Source organism: Pseudoalteromonas sp. S3776 (genome assembly GCF_005886915.1).
GTDB lineage: Bacteria > Pseudomonadota > Gammaproteobacteria > Enterobacterales > Alteromonadaceae > Pseudoalteromonas.
In genome coordinates, this window is the sequence record NZ_PNCU01000015.1 from 63,778 (window position 1) to 79,320 (window position 15,543).

A 15,543-nucleotide genomic window follows, 5' to 3' on the forward strand; every position below is an offset into this window, starting at 1 on the left:
CCAAACCAAGTTTAATTGCGACTCACAAAAACAAAAAAAGCCATGTTTAAACATGGCTTTTAAAGAGATTCAATTACAAAGCGATTATACTTCTTTGCTCGCTAGGTACTCACTGTAGTTGCCTCTAAAGTCAATCACCTGGCCGTCTTTAATCTCCCAAATACGGGTAGCAACTGATGATACAAACTGACGATCGTGCGAGACAAATAATAATGTGCCTTCATAGGCTTCTAATGCAAGGTTTAACGCCTCGATTGATTCCATATCCATGTGGTTTGTAGGTTCGTCCATTAACAGTATATTTGGTTTATGCATCATAATTTTACCAAATAACATACGGCCTTGTTCACCACCTGAAATAACTTTTACAGACTTTTTAATATCGTTTTGCGAAAACAACATACGCCCTAAAAAGCCTCGGACCACTTGCTCGTCGTCACCTTCTTGTTGCCATTGCTCCATCCACTCAAACAAGTTCATATCTTTTTCAAACTCGTCAGCATGATCTTGCGCATAGTAACCAATGTTCGCATTTTCAGACCATTTAAACTCACCCGTTTTAGGTGCCAAACGCCCTGCAAGTGTGTTTAGTAATGTTGTTTTACCAACACCATTTTCACCGATAATGGCAATTCGCTCGCCAACTTCCACTAAGCCTTCTAAATTTGAAAACAAGGTATTGTCTTCAAAGCCTTGGCTAAGGTTACTTATCTCCAGCGCGTTACGAAATAGTTGTTTTTCTTGCTCAAAGCGAATAAATGGAGACTGGCGAGAAGAGGCTTTCACTTCTTCTAGCTGAATTTTATCAATGCGTTTTGCACGCGAGGTAGCTTGTTTAGCCTTTGATGCGTTTGCAGAAAAGCGTGATACAAACTGCTGTAGTTCAGCAATTTGGCTTTTCTTTTTAGCGTTTTCGCTTAATAGGCGTTCACGAGCTTGCGTTGCTGCAAACATGTACTCATCGTAGTTACCTGGGTAAATACGAAGCTCACCGTAATCAATATCGGCCATGTGCGTACATACTGAGTTTAAAAAGTGACGGTCATGCGAGATGATGATCATGGTGCAGTCGCGCTGATTAAGTACATCTTCTAACCATTTAATGGTGTAAATGTCCAAGTTATTGGTAGGCTCATCCAGTAACATAATATCAGGATCAGAAAACAGCACTTGCGCAAGTAATACACGTAGTTTAAAACCAGGCGCTATTTCAGACATTGGGCCGTAATGCTGCTCAGTACCAATACCAACACCTAGTAAAAGCTCACCGGCTTTAGACTCTGCAGAATAGCCGTCCATTTCGGCAAATTCAGTTTCTAAATCGGCTACTTTCATGCCATCTTCTTCGCTCATTTCTGGTAATGAGTAAATGCGGTCGCGCTCTTGCTTAATATCCCACAATTCTTTATGACCCATGATCACCGTATCAATTACAGAGTATTCTTCGTAAGCAAACTGGTCTTGGTTTAGTTTAGCCACGCGTTCATTTGGATCTGTACTTACGTTACCTGAAGATGGTTCTAATTCACCACTTAGGATTTTCATAAATGTAGATTTACCACAGCCGTTTGCACCAATTAAACCGTAACGGTTTCCTTCGCCAAACTTTGCAGATATGTTTTCAAATAACGGTTTAGCACCAAATTGCATGGTGATGTTAGCTGTACTAATAATAGCGCTACCCTCCAAGGGGACATGATGTATTTAAATTGCGCGCAGTTTAAACTAAATACAGCTTTTTTTCTATGAAAGTTTAAGGTTGAAAGCACACGAACTGTACCCTATTCCACTCATTAAATACCTAAATTAATCCCTAGCAAAGAGTGCTTAAAACGTGATTAAGTCAGTGAATGCTTATTCAACTAAAAAATGAGCTTATATAAAATATAACATTTCAATTTATGCGCCATTTCACAATTTTACTTGCCACTAATAAAGCCATTTAACTTAATAAGTCGATTGTTTATCGCAAAGCATTTTATAAAACAGATAGAAGCGTATATATTTATGATATAAAATGCTTTTTAGAGTTTTTACACTAGCGTTTTATTTTTATTCAACTTGAAAAATTCTCATTTCTAGCGCAGTTTGATCGCGCGTTTTTTAATCCTATTTAACTAGCTTTTAATCAAATAAAACCCATTCCTTAACAGTATAAAAACACCATTAACCTCCAGTGAATATTTATTCATATTAGAACCTAATTTCAATGATAATTTTTCACTTTTGAGCCCATAATGGCTTTGCTAGTCTCATCCTTTGAAAATTTAATCTCATATTTAAAGTTAACACACACAAGGCATCACAAATGATTAAAAACTTTGTAACCCTGCTATTAGGAACAAGCATTGTAGTCGCGCCAGCGGTTTCAGCAATAGAGCTCTATAAGGACGATAAAAACACAATTAAAGTAGGTGGTTACCTTGATGTGCGCGTTATTAATACGCAAAACCAAACCGAAGTGGTAAATGGTACATCGCGTATTAACTTTGGGTTTACTCGAGAACTAAAAAAAGACTGGTCGGCACTTGCGCTAGTTGAATGGGGTGTAAACCCTGTTGGTAGTAGCGATATTATTTACAATAACCGCTTTGAGTCTATTCAAGATGAGTTTTTATATAATCGTTTAGGTTATGCTGGCCTATCTCACGAAAAATACGGACAAATTACCATTGGTAAACAATGGGGAGCGTGGTACGACGTCGTTTACGGCACCAATAACAGCTTTGTATGGGATGGTAATGCTGCGGGTGTTTACACATACAATAAAGACGACGGTGCAGTAAATGGCACAGGCCGCGGTGATAAACTAATTCAATACCGTAATAGCTACAATGATTTTAGCTTTGCAGTTCAGGCACAGCTTAAAAACAGCGAATTTTATACCTGTGATGTTGATGATATTTCTGAAGATGCATGTGAAGCCCTTTGGAATAGTGGCGACAGTGCAGCCCAAGTAGTTGAATTTAACTACACATTTGGTAGTTCTGTAACTTATAACGCAACCGATATGCTAACGCTAACAGCGGGTATAAACCGTGGTGAATTTGATGTTACCTATGGCGATGGCACTACACAAACCGTTGAAGATTTAATTTTTGGTGCCGGTGTTATGTGGGGCAGCATTGAAAAGCCAGGTTTATACGTTGCTGCTAACATTAATAAAAGTGAAAACCACGATACGGATAACCTAGGGCGCTTAATTAAGGACTCTATTGGTGTAGAAACGTTTATGTCGTACCGATTTGACAACGATGTGCGCCCTTTTGTCGCTTATAACATTTTAGACGCTGGTGACGACTATGTTATTCAACCAAACTTTAATGCAGATCCTAACGATGTATTTAAGCGTCAATTTGCTGTAATTGGCGTTCATTACTTAATTGATGAAAACACCATTGCCTATGCTGAAGCACGTAAAGATTTTAGTGACTTTGAAAGTGACGATAAAGATCAACAAGCGCAAATGGAGCAATCTGAGGACGATGGTATTGCTATTGGTTTTAGATACAAGTTTTAACTTACTCGCTCAATTTTTAAGCCCAGCAATTTAGCTGGGCTTTTTTATGCCATACTTTTTGAATTTGTTGTCTTGAATTAAGTGCAATCTCAACAAATGCATCAACTGCGGCGTTGGTAAGTGTTTTTTTAAATTGGATTTCTACTGGAATTTGCGTAGTAATATCGTTAAGTGAAATAAAATGGCACCCCGCACTGTACAACTTGCGAACGCAGTATGGTGCAATAGCTACCCCAAGCCCTGCTGCTACCTCCGTAACTAATGTTTGCATATGCCTAGGTTGGCTAATAATATTTGGCGAAAAACCAGCTTTTTTGCATTGCATAATGGTTTCATCAAACAGGCCAAGCGCTTCTTCACGGTTGAAAATAATAAACTGCTCGTTTTTGAAAACCGCTAAATCAATACTGTCGGTAGTAGCAAGTGTATGGCTGGTATTTACAATAGCGACTAAAGAATCCACATAGATACAGTGACTAAAATATTCATCAACAATTGAAACCGGTAATGGCCGTGAAAACGCAATATCTATACGCTCGTTTTTAAGCGCTTCTATTTGCTCTGTGGCTGTCATTTCAATAAGTGTAACGTGAACGTTTGGGTATTTTTCTTTGTAGCTACGCACAATCGCTGCCATAAATGTTAAACATGCAGAGCTTAAATGGGGAATGGTGAGAGAGCCAATCTGGCCGATGTGGGCACGTTTTACATTTGTTGTCGCTTGCTCTGTGAGCGCAATAATTTTATTAGCATCATTTAATAATTGCTCCCCGGCTTCAGTAATAACTACTTCGCGCGAGTTGCGAACAAACAAACTTACACCTAGTTCGGCTTCAAGACCAGATATATGCCTGCTTATTGCGGGCTGCACTGTATGTAATTCTCTCGCCGCAGCAGAGAAGCTCTTATGTTTAGCCACACTAATAAAACTTTTTAGTATTTTAATATCCACAACTACACCAATAACAAAACTGTATAGATTCAATAAAATAATAATATTTTTGTTATTTCACAAAAAGTTTTATTGTTTACACATTAATTAAACATGGGTATTAAGTATGTCTAGGGTAGAAACTAGTAATCATATAAGTCGTTTTTTATTATTGTTAATGACAAGTGCCATTGCTGCAACCGCCGCAAACTTGTATTACAACCAACCTATCCTGCCCTTAATAAAAGAAGCGTTTAATTTAAGCGACGCGCAATTAGGAAGCATTCCGGCATTAACACAGTGTGGCTATGCCTTTGCACTTTTATTCATATCTCCCCTTGGTGATTCAATCCCAAGGCGTAAACTAATTAGTGTTTTATCTACTTTGTTAGTCTTAGCATCGCTTGCTGGCGCACTAGCGCCTAACCTTATAGTGTTGCTTATTAGTGTTTTTTTAATCGGCGTAGGTGCCAATATTAAACAGCAACTTATTCCTTTTGCGGCATCAATGGTAAGCGCTGAAAACGAAGGCGCTACGCTGGGTACATTAATGATGGGGTTAACACTTGGAATATTACTTTCCCGTACGTTAAGTGGTTTTGTTGGTGAGCACATGGGCTGGCAAAGTGTTTTTTATATGTCGGCGTTATTAGCCACCTTGTTTGGCGCCCTACTTTATGTATTTTTACCCGTTAATAAACCACATGCTAATTAAGTTACTTAGCGCTTATAAAAAGTAGTTTAAGTTTATTTAAGCAATACAAACAACTGCGTATGTTTACGTTTTCAGGCGCATTTTGGTTTGCCGCTTTTATTGTGCTTTGGTCAACCCTTGCAATTTATGTAAGCGATGAGCCATTTAATTACAGTTCGCAACAAGCTGGATTATTTGGCGTTATAGCCCTTGCAGGAGTTATAGGCGCAAAATTAGCGAGTAAGTTTTTAAATAAGCTTGGCTCTAAAAACGTTATTGCACTATCGCTTAGATTAATTGCAATAGGTTTTGTAATTACCGGACTATTTGGTAGCAGTTTAGTGGCGTTAATAGTTGGCATTATACTCATAGACTTTGGGGTGTTTAGCGCGCAGGTATCAAACCAAGTGCGGGTATTTAGTATAGATCCAAACGCACAAAGCAGAATAAACGGCATTTATATGCTGGGTTATTACATTGGTGGAGCCGTTGGCTCTGCGGCAGGTGTAAAAGCATTTGATTTATAAAAATGGGATGGCGTAATTGCCATAAGTATTATTTTTATAATTATGAGCGCTCTTTTCAATGCCCTTGCTAAAAAAGCGTAACTTATAAATTAATTGGAGCAACGATGAATTCACTCAAAGCGGCCGGCAGCTTTACCTTATTATGTATTGCATGGTTGGCACTCTTTTAGCGCCTGGCTTAGTTAGCATTTCAAACGGTTTAGGCATTACTAATAACACTGTACTTTTAATTACATTACCTTCTTTAGGTGCTGTTGTATTTGCGCCAATTGCCGGGCGGTTAATAGATAAATATGGCGCGTATAAGCTTTTAATCATCGGGTTATTTTTATATGGCTTTGTAGGTGCTAGCGGCTACTTTTTATATGGCCCAGCACTTGTATTTATTAACAGATTTATTCTTGGTGGCATAACGGCCATAGTGATGGCTGGCTGCACTGTATTAATTTCTACTTGGTACAAAGGTGAAGCTCGCTTAGGCATGATAGCCAAACAAGGCATGGCTATAGAACTTGGCGGTGTCATATTTTTATTTTTAGGTGGGTATTTAGCTTCAAAGTTTTGGGGTTTGCCACTGGCGCTTTATTTAATTGCCTGGGTATTTTTAGCCATGCTTTTGTTTTTTGTTCCAAGCAAACATAAAGCAAGCAACCAAGTGGAAGAACACGTAACTGAAAATACCAAAACCGTTATTGGCGCTTTTAAATTAAAAGGGGTTTATATAGTTTCTACCCTCGCAATGACTATATTTTTTACCTCGACCGTTTTATTACCTATTACTATGAGTGCACTTGACTATAACGAATCCCAAATTGGCCAGTTACTGGCGTTTATATCGTTAGTAGCTGTAGTTACTGCGGGCGTAATGCCTAAAGCAACTAAGCTAATTGGCGAAACAAACGTACTGGCACTGGCGTTTTTAGGATTTGGGTTATCGTATGTATGCTTTAACCAACCAAGTACCTTAGTTTTAATTTTAGGTGCAATATTAATAGGGATAGGTTTTGGGTTTAGTATCCCCCTTTTGAACCATATGACGGTAGAGCTAAGCTCTGAGAATGTTCGCGGTCGTAACTTATCGTATTTTACTATGGCGGTATTCTCTGGGCAGTTTTTTACCTCTTTTATGGAATATATACCTGGGGGGATTCATAATGTATTTATTATTTGCTCCATTTTAAGTGCCATTGTAGCTGTTACCTTATTTGTTAAAAATAAAAAGCAAGCAGCTGAGTAGAACATTAGTTAAAGTTAGTTAAAGCTAAACTCATGAGAGCTGAACGGTAATCCCTCAGCTCTCTGATTATCTACTTAAAAATATAATTAGTAGTTAAGATAGATACTAAATCAAATTTAGTATGATGTGTTCTTTTAATGTTCCACCAGCGGTAAAATTTAAATAAGCCTTATTTAGCTTAATCTCACGGTGTTTATTCAAAGCAAAGTCAGGTCGCTAGCCGTATTCATGTAAAGCATTAAGCAATTGGGTTAAGCATAATAACCAAAAAAGCCAGCGCTGTATATTGATACAGTACTGGCTTTTTAAAACTAAATACGCCTTACCTTTAAAAAAAGGCTAAAACTACATAAATAACAAAACATTAGGTAAATAGTAAACGAGTGCATGTTAACTTAATAATATAGCAAACAGCGTTAACTGTATAAATATACAGTTAACGCTGTTTAGTTAAGCTTTGTGCAAACTCTTTATAATCAATAAGTGCTTTAGCCACACTTTGCTTAGGGTTGTCATTATGTTCTGCGTTTGGGTTAACTGTGCTATTCCACATTAAATTAGCGTTAGGATTTGCGTTAAGCGTTGCTTCTAAATTTTGGAAAGCCTCCAACATTAGCGGATGCTCTGCCCCGCCAACCGTTAAATATAAAAATGTAGGAGCTTTAATTTTTGGGTTATTTGTTTTTAAAAAGTCACTAAAGCATTTAACAACACTCATATCGTCGTACCAAGCTGCAGGGCTAAATGCAAAATACCCATTAAATAGCTCAGGTTTAGTATGCAGTGTATAAAGTACAAAGCTTCCTCCTGCCGAAAAACCACTTAATATACGCTGATCATTCAATTTATAATGGGTTTGCAAATAAGGGAGTAATTCGGCTTCTATAAACTTTAAAAATTTATCAGCCTCACCATTGGGTTCTGGTAGCGTTTGAAGCTCAGGGCGAGGCTCAGTATTTACATCTTGGCGAGCATAAGGAGGCACTAAGTCACGATTACGTGTAGCTTGCCAAAACTTATTAGGGATAGATACTAATATAGCACCTTCCCATTCACCGGCTTTTCTTTGCGCGGTTAACGTTCGATCCCAATTATCTAAATTAAAATTACCGTCTGTTTTAATAATTAATGGGTAAGCTTTACTCTTATCGTAATTGGTAGGGAGTCTAATAAATACCTTACGCGATTCGTTAAGCGCTTTAGACTCTATGGTTATGTCAGTAAACGCCGATACATAATGGTTATAATACCTAATAGCGATAACAGCCAAAGCAAACATCACAATGGCCAAACACACATTTACTAAATGATACTTTGACATTGTAATTGCCATTAGCGTGCCCTCTTTAGCATTTAATCTATTTTTACCCACTGCTTAATTTCAAGTGCGGTCATTATTAGCTCTACAGAAAAAGCGGCCAGTATCATCCCCATTACACGCGTTAAAATAGATGCGCCTCCTGTACCAATTAGTTTTATAATTTTGCCTGACAGCAACAACAAAATTAAGGTTACACCCAACACTGCTAATGTAATTAACGCTGTCCCCATTTGGGTGGTAATTGGGTGAATATGATTATCGGTTAATAATATAACGGCTAAAATAGCCCCTGGTGTCGCGGTAGCAGGTATAGCAAGCGGAAACACTGCAATATCGTGCCCTGGGTCTTGTTTTGCTTTATTAGAATCGCTGCCAAATATCATTTGCAGGCCAAACAAAAATAAAATTATCCCACCCCCTAACTGAAACGATACCAGCCGTATGCCCATCGCATTTAAAATAAGCTGCCCTATTAAAATAGAGCCCAGTAACACAGCCCCTGCATAAAGCACCGTTTTAAACGCAGTTTTACGACGTTGTTGATCAGTTAAATGAGAAGTGAGCGCAGCAAAAAGCGCCATGGTACCTATTGGGTCTATGGTGGCCCAAATAACGAGGGCATCTTGAGATAGTTTTTCTAGCATATAAAATCCTTGTTAAGCGAACACGTTTAAAAAAACTCGGGTAACAAATTCATTTGCTTACGCTTAACTATAAGCCAAATTGGCTATTTTTTATATTGCATTTGTTCCTCTTATGATGAAATTTACTAACGTGTATAATAAAATGCAGCACTAATACATTACTAATTCAGCACTAAACGTGTTTATACCAAATTGAATGCTCACCTAAGCTAAAGCCTAATTTAACTAATAAGTTATGCGAACGCGCATTATCTGCACTTACTTGCGCCGCTAAGTAATTAAGCGGTATAGCCTGCTTAAGTGTTTTAACAAAGCCGGTAATCACCTCAAACATAATGCCCTTATCCCAATACATAGGGTCAAGCTCAAAGCCAATAAACGCACTACTTTTACAAGGCGATAAATTATAAAGCCCGCAGGTACCCATTAACTTGCCGGTAATATTATGTTCAATAGCCACTCTTATCACTTCGCCTTCGTAATAGGCGGTAATATCGTCTTGTATTAATTGCTTAATTTGGCATTTACTTAACGGGGTTTGATAGTCGTTAAATTCGCTCACCTGCGGGTGGTTCAAAATAGTAAATAACTGCGGGGCATGCTTATGAGTAATTAAACGCAATGTAACGCGTTCAAGCTGAGTTGTTTTAAACATTTTATACAGGAGTTAAAAAAGCGCTTTATGGTTAAGCATTATTAACTTACCATAACGTATTCACAAGCATTATCTTTATAGCCAATATTGAGAGCAATAATGAGCGACGATTTTAAAGTAATTCAACCTACCACAACCGTATATTGCCCTAAACGTGGTGAGGGCTGGACCCTAACAGGCATTACTAATATAAACGAGTTTACCTCGGTAATGTTTAACGGCACACGTTATACACTCCCCGCTCGCGAAATTGTAGAAGAGCTGTTACCAAACCAACTCGCCCGAGAGCAAAATAGCTAACGCCCGTGTATAAAAGCAGTAGTGGCTGCCAGTGTGCAGCCACCTAAAGTGTAACTAGTGGCTAAAATGTATCGTCTTCACTGTATACATTTACTTTTAATTCGTCTTCATCTTCAAAAACAACAAACGTAATAGGCTTACAACATACTTGGCAATCTTCAATGTATTGCTCATCAATATCTGCTGCATCTAGCAATACCTCAATACTTTCACCACAATACGGGCAACTTATCGATTTTTCGGTTAACTGGTTCATTTACCACCTGCTACTTTGATCTCAATGCTTTCACTTTAATAAACACACTTAAATAATACAACCGTGTGCTATACGGGTACTCACTCAAATGTGGCTTAAATTAAAAAGTATTACGTACATTATTCGTAACCTTATATACGCTCACAATGAAATAGTAATAACACTTAGCAGGTCTAGCTATTAAGAATATGTATTTAAACTCAAACTAAAGGTAGATTATCCTATGAAAAAATCACTGAAACTTGCATTAACATCTGCCGCAATTTTGTTTAGCACGTTTACTCATGCAGCTAAAACCGAAAAAGCAGTGTTAGCCGGTGGTTGTTTTTGGTGTATGGAAAGCGACTTTGAAAAACTCGAAGGCGTCAAAGATGTTATATCAGGCTTTACAGGCGGTAAAATTAAAAACCCGACCTACAATGGTAACCATCAAGGCCATTATGAAGCAGTACAAATTACTTACGACCCTGATGTAGTAAGCTACAAAGGCATACTTGATCATTTTTGGGTAAATATCGACCCCTTTGATGCCAAAGGCCAATTTTGTGATAAAGGGCCTAGTTATTTAAGCGCCATATTTGTAGCTAACGAGCAAGAGCGCAAAATAGCAGAGCAAACCAAACAAGCAGTAATAGCGCAATTCCCTAATCAAACAGTGGTCACGCCAATACTAAATGCCAGCACTTTTTACCCAATTAAAGGTAAAGAAAGCTACCATCAGGATTATTACAAAAATAACCCTATACGCTACAATACCTACCGTTGGCGATGCGGACGTGATGACCGTCTAGAAGAAATTTGGGGTGACAGAGTCACTCATTAAAAGCCAATAGTTAAATGCTTGATGGGTTAACACAAACCCATCAATTCTAATCGGTAATTTTAACCTGTTCTTTTAAATTATCATGCTCTGAAAGTTTATGTTGTTTAGGTATAAAAACCAATACTGTAACTGCTAGTACTAAAAGAAATACAAACCTTAATACCGAAGATGGGATAATAGTTTCTAAAATATTAACTAAAATTATCAGTGGAATTACAGCAACAATACCAATTAATTTATGCCTTTGGGTAAACTCATGGAGCGCCCCGCATTTAGTACACCTATATTTTGTAGACATACGAGCAACAACAAACCAAGCTAATGATATATTCGTTTGGCAATTCAGACATTTTGGCAACATACAAAATCCATTTAAAATTTTTAACGTAACAGCTAACTCTATTTAATCAGCCCATAATTATCAACATTATCTTGATTCTGTTTACTAAAGCAGCCCGTTTATCTACTTTATTAAATATAATAAATTGCATTCCTAGATTGATATAAGCTAATTCAACAACTGGAGTAACACATTATGTCTGCCACCCAATTACAACTTACTCGTGCTCTAGCGTTACCTCCAAGAGAGGCCATGTTAAATCGTGAGCACTCAGTACAGCATTTTTGGTACAACAACGACCAACTACTTACACAAGCCTGGAAAGAGTGGGAAGAAACCGAAGTAGATACAACCACCTTTACTCTTGACGATTCATTACTCGATAAAAACTTACGTGAAGCCGTTAATGTGGCATGGCAAAACCCATCAAAAGAGCATTTAGTAAAAGCGCTTTTAAAAGAAGTAGCAACAGATGTGTATCAGTTTCAGTTTTTTGACCCTGAGCGTTTAGCCGTTTTACGTGGTTACCTAGAAAAAGTATGGAATGCTAATATACCTCTGCGTCCACCGTACGGTATAGTATTGAACCGCCGCGGTGCCATGCTAGACAAACGCTCAGAGGGTTATTTAGCTGCGCCAAGTTTTCAGGCATTCTATAACCAAATATTAAATATTTATATGCGCCCTATTTCGCGTTTATTATTTCCCGAAATAATGGGTTACGATACGCAAACATTTGGTTTTTCTATTTATTACGACCCTAACACTGATGCGTCTATTCGCCCGCATACTGATGCATCATCAGTAACACTTAATATTAATTTAAATCTGCCAGGTGAGGAATTTAGCGGCTCATAGCTTGATTTTTACGACCAAGAAAATGGCAAAGTAGTGCAACTTAGCTTTAAACCTGGCACCGCCATAATCCACAAAGGCAATGTACCACATGCAGCAAAACCGATAACCAGTGGCGACAGAACAAACCTAGTATTCTAGCTTTTTGGCGATAATGGCCGTATACCCGCACCGGGTTCAAAGCGCACAGACATTGATGCAATAGCACGTTGGACTACACCTAAAACAACACCCGACGGCTATACTCCTTTTTAAAGCGGAGTTAAACTTGTCGTCATAAGCACTCATATAGCCCATTAAATTTATTAAATTGTACTTTAATGGGCTATTTACTTGTTACGTAATCACTTAGTTACTATCTTTTGAGTATGATGATTTAAATTATACACCCTAATGAAGTTACCCTTTTTTATAGCAATCACACTACTTTTATTTACTTTTACCAATACAGCAGCGGCTAAACAAAAACTGGTGGTTGGGTTTGGCGAAACACTGCCGCCATTTGTAATATCACATACACATAGTGGCTTAACCATTGATATTATTAAAGCGGCCTTAACGCCTTTAGGGTACCAAATAGAACCACGCTATTACCCCTATACGCGCCGCGCTAAAGGCTACATTACAGGCAGAATCGATGTCATTGCCGATATAAATTTAAATACCGCTAACGGAAACCTGCTCAATGGGTATATTTCTGATGAGGCGTACGTATACGAAAATATGGCAATATCTCTAAAAAGCAACAACTTCAACTTTACATCAATAGCAGACTTAGCGAATTTCAGCTTAATATCATGGCCCAGCGCCGCCATTCAGTTAGGCGAAGAATACGCAAAAATGGCTAAATCGAATACGCAATATTACGAGGTTCATGACCAATCGTTGCAAGTAAAAATGCTTTTTTCAAACAAGGCCGATGTCATTCAAATGGATAAACAAAGTTTTGATTACTATCGCTCAACCCTTAAAGGTATTGATACCACACAACCTGTAGATCGTTTCGCGTTGTTTGGTAAAAGCCCAAATGGCTATTTATTTAAGTCTAAAAAGCTACGTGATGACTTTAACTTACAGCTGCAAAAATTAAAAAACTCAGGGGAGTACTACAAAATTTTTGAAAAATACAAACACGCTAATTAATGTTTGTAGTAATTGAGTAAACAAACAAAAATAAAGGCCGCTTTAAGTAAGCGGCCTTTCGATTTTCAGCGAATGAGTGGTCGCTGAACTTTTAGCTTAAAGCATTTTAAAACTTATAGGATGCAGAAAACTTAACGTTTCTTGGTGTACCAGGTTGTACCCACGCATCAGCAAACGAGTTTGTGTAATACGTTTCATCAAACAGGTTATTTACCTCAGCCGTAATGCCAATCGCGTCTGTTACTTCATAATTTACAAATGCACGTGCGGTTGTGTGGCTTGGTAACTCAAAGTCAGTACCAAAAAAACCATTGCGGTTATCAACATATAATAACCCACCGCCAAATTTTATTGCTTTGCCATGTAGCTCACCCGATTTAACCAGTTGTAAGCTAAGTTGGTGCTCTGGTACGTTTAACAATGGCTCTCCGGCTTCAACGGTGTAGCCAAAGTTAGCATCAAAAAATGAGTTTTCTATTTGAGCATCAACATATGCATACGATGCCCAAATTTCTACACTATCGGTAAGCTCACCCGTTATATCAATTTCTATCCCTTTACTTTGCGCTTCACCAATCGCTGCATAAGTAAACGCGGTAGGGTCGTCTACCACTAGCATGTTGTCTTGCTCTACTTTAAATACGGCAACCGTTCCAAATAACGCGCCATCGTTTAATGTAAATTTAACACCCAGCTCTGCAGAGGTAGATTGGTTAGGCTCAAAACCGTCGCCGTTGGCATCAGCGCCCGAAAGCGGACGAAAGTTTTCGCCGTATGCGCCATAAACAGAAACATAATCACTGGCTTCATAAACCACGCCAAACTGCGGGCTCACGCGTGACTCAGTTTGTTTTGTTTTTGTGCCTGCTAAACGGTTATTTAAGCGCTGCTCGTAATCATCAAAACGCGCACCAATACGAATATCTAATTTATCGGTTAAGCTTATTTGGTCTTGAATGAAAATGCCTACAGACTCTTGAATTTCTACACGGTCAGTATTCGATGTGGGCGTGGGTAATTCATATGCGCCGTAAACAGGGTTAAATACATTAATGTATTGATCCCCGCGTACACGCAGAATAACTTGGTCGTTTTCAAATTTATCGCTATCTACACCCATAATTAAACGGTGCTCAAAACCGCCCAGCTCAATACTTCCGCTTAGCTCTGCACGCAATACGTGGTATTTGGCATCAAAGTCGCGGTAGCGTCTAAAGCGGTTTACTTCGCCATCTACTACGCCACCAAAACCCGTTTCGGTTGCAAAACCTTCCATAGAAGTATCGCGGTAGTTTGCACCAAACAAAATGCTCCAGTTATCATTAAAGTCATAAATATATTCTAACTGATGCCCCAGTACGTCGGCTTCAATCGGGCCATCCGCCGGCTCGCCTAAAAAGCGACTTTCAGGGATAAGCCCAAGCTCGCCATCTATAGCTAATACACCTCTATCAAACGGTACTTCTTGCTCGCTATATTCAAGCTCGTATATAAGCTGGCTGCTCTCGTTTATGTTCCATACTATTGATGGGCTAAACCCTTGCTTTGTGGTTTCTATTGAATCTCTAAAGCTTTTTGCGTCTTGGTAAAAGCCAACCAGTCTAATTGCTACGTCGTCGTTAAGTGGGGTTGTGTAATCAACATCGCCGCGGTAAGTATCAAAACTCCCTACTGAAACTTTAATTTCACCTTCGGTATCAAACGTTGGGCGTTTTGTAACTAAGTTTACTGTGCCACCGGGTTCGCCTCGGCCAAATAAAGCGGCACGTGGGCCTTTTAATACCTCAACCGACTCAATACCCGATAAATCACGCGATCCACCAAACCCACGCCCAGCATTAAACCCATTTACTAAATAATTACTGGGTAAGTTTTCATCGCCGACAAAACCACGTAATGCAAAACTATTCCAAAGCCCACCAAAGTTGTTTTGGCGCGTAACAGAGGCTGATAAATCAAGAGCTTGGTCAAGGCTCACTGCACCTGCGTTTTCAAGCGATTCTAAATCAATTTTAAGCTCGGATTGCGGTGTTTCTAAAGGGCTAAAGTTACCTTGATAAGCTTGGCGAGATGCAACAATCGTCACTTTTTCTATTGCGTCATCCTTTACGCTTTCACTTGGTTGGTTTTGCTCAGCAGCTATAACTTGGCTGCTAAATAAGCTTACTAAGCACGTACTTAAATAAGTGAGCTTAAGCCCTATTGGTTTGGTTTTCATTTTTAACCTTATGAGTAATATAAGTATTTTATAATTATGTTGTAATTTAAATAGCGCTAAACAGGTGCGTTTAGCGCTG

At 38.6% G+C, this 15,543-nt stretch carries 15 protein-coding genes and 1 pseudogene; 8 read left to right on the top strand and 8 right to left on the bottom strand.

Translation table 11 applies throughout. From position 1 onward, the window contains the following. Positions 1-84: 84 nt before the first annotated feature. On the bottom strand, positions 85-1,674 hold the full coding sequence (locus CWC16_RS07450; RefSeq protein ID WP_082422686.1) for an ABC-F family ATPase: 1,590 nt from the start codon (positions 1,672-1,674) through the stop codon (positions 85-87). Positions 1,675-2,308: 634 nt separating this feature from the next. Here CWC16_RS07450 and CWC16_RS07455 point away from each other — a divergent pair. Beyond that, a complete protein-coding gene (locus tag CWC16_RS07455; RefSeq protein ID WP_138541079.1) occupies positions 2,309-3,520 on the top strand; it encodes a porin in 1,212 nt (403 codons plus the stop codon). Positions 3,521-3,536: 16 nt separating this feature from the next. Here the strand turns inward: CWC16_RS07455 and CWC16_RS07460 are convergent, their stop codons facing one another. Beyond that, positions 3,537-4,472: a LysR family transcriptional regulator gene (locus CWC16_RS07460; protein WP_138541080.1), complete on the bottom strand. Its 936-nt coding sequence runs from the start codon at positions 4,470-4,472 to the stop codon at positions 3,537-3,539. Between the two features lie 106 nt (positions 4,473-4,578). On the opposite strand from CWC16_RS07460, the gene CWC16_RS20355 reads away from it, so the two are divergent. From CWC16_RS20355 to CWC16_RS07470, 3 genes are all read left to right on the top strand, one after another. Further along, positions 4,579-5,166, top strand: coding sequence for an MFS transporter (locus tag CWC16_RS20355; RefSeq protein ID WP_283957365.1), 588 nt, complete (start codon positions 4,579-4,581; stop codon positions 5,164-5,166). A gap of 59 nt (positions 5,167-5,225) precedes the next feature. Continuing rightward, positions 5,226-5,672, top strand: a complete 447-nt coding sequence (locus CWC16_RS20360; protein ID WP_283956917.1) for an MFS transporter — start codon at positions 5,226-5,228, stop codon at positions 5,670-5,672. Positions 5,673-5,823: 151 nt separating this feature from the next. Continuing rightward, positions 5,824-6,909: an MFS transporter gene (locus CWC16_RS07470; protein WP_249929193.1), complete on the top strand. Its 1,086-nt coding sequence runs from the start codon at positions 5,824-5,826 to the stop codon at positions 6,907-6,909. Positions 6,910-7,345: 436 nt separating this feature from the next. Here CWC16_RS07470 and CWC16_RS07475 read toward each other — a convergent pair whose 3' ends face one another. The 3 genes from CWC16_RS07475 to CWC16_RS07485 all read right to left on the bottom strand — a co-directional run bounded on the left by CWC16_RS07475 (position 7,346) and on the right by CWC16_RS07485 (position 9,529). Further along, positions 7,346-8,242: an alpha/beta hydrolase gene (locus tag CWC16_RS07475; RefSeq protein WP_138541082.1), complete on the bottom strand. Its 897-nt coding sequence runs from the start codon at positions 8,240-8,242 to the stop codon at positions 7,346-7,348. 20 nt (positions 8,243-8,262) lie between these two features. Next, positions 8,263-8,874 (bottom strand): MarC family protein, encoded by a 612-nt coding sequence (locus CWC16_RS07480; RefSeq protein WP_138541083.1) that lies wholly within the window; start codon positions 8,872-8,874, stop codon positions 8,263-8,265. A 172-nt stretch (positions 8,875-9,046) separates the two neighbouring features. Then, a complete protein-coding gene (locus tag CWC16_RS07485; RefSeq protein ID WP_138541084.1) occupies positions 9,047-9,529 on the bottom strand; it encodes a GNAT family N-acetyltransferase in 483 nt (160 codons plus the stop codon). Between the two features lie 99 nt (positions 9,530-9,628). Here CWC16_RS07485 and CWC16_RS07490 point away from each other — a divergent pair, with 99 nt between their 5' ends. After that, positions 9,629-9,829: a hypothetical protein gene (locus CWC16_RS07490; RefSeq protein WP_055014808.1), complete on the top strand. Its 201-nt coding sequence runs from the start codon at positions 9,629-9,631 to the stop codon at positions 9,827-9,829. 61 nt (positions 9,830-9,890) lie between these two features. Here the strand turns inward: CWC16_RS07490 and CWC16_RS07495 are convergent, their stop codons facing one another. After that, positions 9,891-10,085: a CPXCG motif-containing cysteine-rich protein gene (locus tag CWC16_RS07495; protein WP_138541085.1), complete on the bottom strand. Its 195-nt coding sequence runs from the start codon at positions 10,083-10,085 to the stop codon at positions 9,891-9,893. Positions 10,086-10,308: 223 nt separating this feature from the next. On the opposite strand from CWC16_RS07495, the gene msrA reads away from it, so the two are divergent. Further along, the gene (gene msrA, locus CWC16_RS07500) at positions 10,309-10,908 is read left to right on the top strand and encodes a peptide-methionine (S)-S-oxide reductase MsrA (RefSeq protein WP_138541086.1); all 600 of its coding nucleotides are present in this window, start codon (positions 10,309-10,311) and stop codon (positions 10,906-10,908) included. 46 nt (positions 10,909-10,954) lie between these two features. Here msrA and CWC16_RS07505 read toward each other — a convergent pair whose 3' ends face one another. Next, positions 10,955-11,269 carry a hypothetical protein gene (locus CWC16_RS07505; protein ID WP_138541087.1) on the bottom strand — a complete coding sequence of 105 codons (315 nt, stop codon included), beginning with the start codon at positions 11,267-11,269 and terminating at the stop codon, positions 10,955-10,957. Between the two features lie 174 nt (positions 11,270-11,443). Here CWC16_RS07505 and CWC16_RS07510 point away from each other — a divergent pair. Beyond that, a pseudogene (locus CWC16_RS07510) lies at positions 11,444-12,358 on the top strand (2OG-Fe(II) oxygenase family protein). Positions 12,359-12,496: 138 nt separating this feature from the next. Continuing rightward, positions 12,497-13,246, top strand: coding sequence for a substrate-binding periplasmic protein (locus CWC16_RS07515; RefSeq protein WP_138541088.1), 750 nt, complete (start codon positions 12,497-12,499; stop codon positions 13,244-13,246). Between the two features lie 106 nt (positions 13,247-13,352). Here the strand turns inward: CWC16_RS07515 and CWC16_RS07520 are convergent, their stop codons facing one another. Continuing rightward, on the bottom strand, positions 13,353-15,464 hold the full coding sequence (locus tag CWC16_RS07520; RefSeq protein ID WP_138541089.1) for a TonB-dependent siderophore receptor: 2,112 nt from the start codon (positions 15,462-15,464) through the stop codon (positions 13,353-13,355). Positions 15,465-15,543: the final 79 nt, after the last annotated feature.